The sequence below is a fragment of the Peptacetobacter sp. genome (genome assembly GCF_029264495.1).
Lineage (GTDB): Bacteria > Bacillota > Clostridia > Peptostreptococcales > Peptostreptococcaceae > Peptacetobacter.
Genome location: NZ_JARIBH010000034.1, coordinates 1 through 2,400, shown reverse-complemented (window position 1 = coordinate 2,400; position 2,400 = coordinate 1). Strand labels below are relative to the sequence as shown.

At 27.3% G+C, this 2,400-nt stretch carries 2 protein-coding genes; both read right to left on the bottom strand.

Annotated features, from left to right (window positions below; genetic code table 11):
• Positions 1 to 18: 18 nt before the first annotated feature.
• Entirely contained in the window at positions 19 to 1,569 is a 1,551-nt protein-coding gene (gene murJ / locus Q1J78_RS03425) for a murein biosynthesis integral membrane protein MurJ (RefSeq protein ID WP_300279210.1), read from the bottom strand.
• Positions 1,570 to 1,692: 123 nt separating this feature from the next.
• A complete protein-coding gene (locus Q1J78_RS03420; protein WP_300279208.1) occupies positions 1,693 to 2,352 on the bottom strand; it encodes an exopolysaccharide biosynthesis polyprenyl glycosylphosphotransferase in 660 nt (219 codons plus the stop codon).
• Positions 2,353 to 2,400 lie beyond the last annotated feature (48 nt).

The window sequence follows — 2,400 nt, the reverse complement described above, 5'->3', positions numbered from 1 at the left end:
TAAAATCAAGATAAATTTTTATTTTTTTAAGATTTTTTTCTTTGCTTGATTTACTAAATCTAATACTAATTCCATTTCTTCTACTTTTAATATTGTTATTAATATGAAATATACTATAACACTTATTATAACAGAACAAGCTAAAGATATTAGCTCATTTATCATTCCTGTTCCAAGTATAAGATACATATTTTTATAAACAAAAATTGTACATATTCCCATAATTAATGATGAAACCAAACTTTTAATTCCTGTTTTTAGAATTTTATCTCCACCAAAATATCCTGTTCTTTTCTTTAAAGATTTAAAAAGCAATAAAACTGTAACAATAGATGCTATACTTGTTGATATTGCTAAGCCTTTATAACCCAATGGTTTTATTAATATAAGATTTAGAATTATGTTCATTATTAATGCTATACTTGCATTTATCATAGGTGTTTTTGTATCCGATAGAGAATAGAATACTCTTGTTATAACATCTCTAACTCCCATAGCTGCTAATCCTAGAGAATATAATCTTAAAGCATTATAAGTCATATTTGTAGATTCTGCATCAAATGCTCCTCTTTGGAATAATATTTTAACTATTGGTTCTGCTAATACTATTGCTCCAACTGTTATTGGAAGAACTAAGAGTAAAATACAATTTGATGATTTAACTATTGTATCTATGAAATCTTCTTTTTTATCTGCATTTATCATTTTTGCTAATTTAGGATAAATAACAGTAACTATTGATGTTACAAAAAGTGCCATAACAAAATCATTAAGTTTATTTGCATAGTTTAGTGCAGATAAAGGCCCGTCACCCAATGTAGTTGCTAAAGCTTTATCAACAGCTGTATTTATCTGACCTATAGCTACACCTATAAGCATAGGCAACATAAGAATAATCATATTTCTTATATTTTCTTCTTTTAAATTTATATATGGTTTGTATTTATATCCTTTTTTCAGTGCAAAAGGAAGTTGGAATAACATTTGACTTGCCATTCCTAAGAGTGCTCCAATAGCCATAATATTTACATTTGTTTTTGTACTTATCGCTATTGCTCCTATTATAAGTATATTATATGGTATTCCTATCAATCCAGGTATAGTAAAACTATCATTAACTTGTAAATAAGAACTTAATATTTTACTCAAAGCTAAGAAAATTACTCCACTTATCATTATTTTTGTAAACATTACTGCAGCAGTAAATTTTTCCCCCTCAAATCCAACTGCAAATATCTTTACAAATTCTTCGGTAAATACAAGCCCTAAAATAGCTACAATAAGAGCTAATACAAAAACAATATTTATCATATTATTTGTAAATTTAAGAGCTGCTTCATTTCCATCTTTTTCTTTAGTTTCAAAATACAAAGGCACATAAATAGTAGCAATCGCCGAACCGACAATAGCTATAATTAGTCCTGGTATATTAAGTGTTAATACAAAAATATCTGCATACGCACCTGTTCCATAAAAACTTGCTAATACTACTTCTCTAAAAAAACCAAGCATTTTTGATAGCATTGTCGCTATCATAATCCAAACTGCTGCTTTAGCTGTTTTTGACATTTTTTCTCTCCTTTGTTAGTTAAAATCTTTAAAATATGTTTATTAATAAAATTTTTAAAATTTATTTCTTTTAATAATATAAAAAGACTCTAAAATAGAGCCTTTTCAAAATACTATTTAAAATTATCTAGCTCCATCACCTGTCAAAACAACAGCAATTGTCTTGAATATTATTTTGAAATCAAGTAAAACACTTCTATTTCTTATATAATACATATCCTCAACAAGCTTTTCTGACGGAGTCATATCATATCCACCATTTACTTGAGCCCAACCAGTAAGTCCTGGTTTAACAGCAAGCCTATTTACAAAACCTGGAATTTCTTTATTAAACTGCTCTGTAAATTGAGGTCTTTCTGGTCTTGGACCAATAAGACTCATATCTCCTTTTAAAATATTAAACAACTGAGGAATTTCGTCTATTCTAGTTTTTCTTATAAACTTACCTACTTTAGTAATTCTTGGATCATCTTTTTCTGCCCACTGAGCACCAAATTTTTCTGCATCAGTTCTCATAGATCTCAGTTTATATATATAAAACTTTTTACCACCTTTTCCTAGTCTTTCTTGTTTATAAGTTATAGGGCCGTTATCTTCTATCTTTATTAAAATACCAAATATTATAACCAGTGGTATACCTATTATCAATCCTATAATAGATAATAATATATTTAAAATTCTCTGATATATATCAAAAATAACTCCACCTTTAACTATGTCATAATCTATAGAATATTCATTTTCGTGAATATCCTTCTCTTCGCAATTTCTATCTTCAGACATAATTACCTCCATTACATTAATTCCTATTGTTATATTATACTCAAAAAA

What these genes read in the sequence shown, in the direction of transcription:
- murJ (WP_300279210.1), bottom strand. Translation starts at nt 1,569, where the DNA reads ATGTCAAAAACAGCTAAAGCAGCAGTTTGGATTATGATAGCGACAATG.
- Q1J78_RS03420 (WP_300279208.1), bottom strand. Translation starts at nt 2,352, where the DNA reads ATGTCTGAAGATAGAAATTGCGAAGAGAAGGATATTCACGAAAATGAA.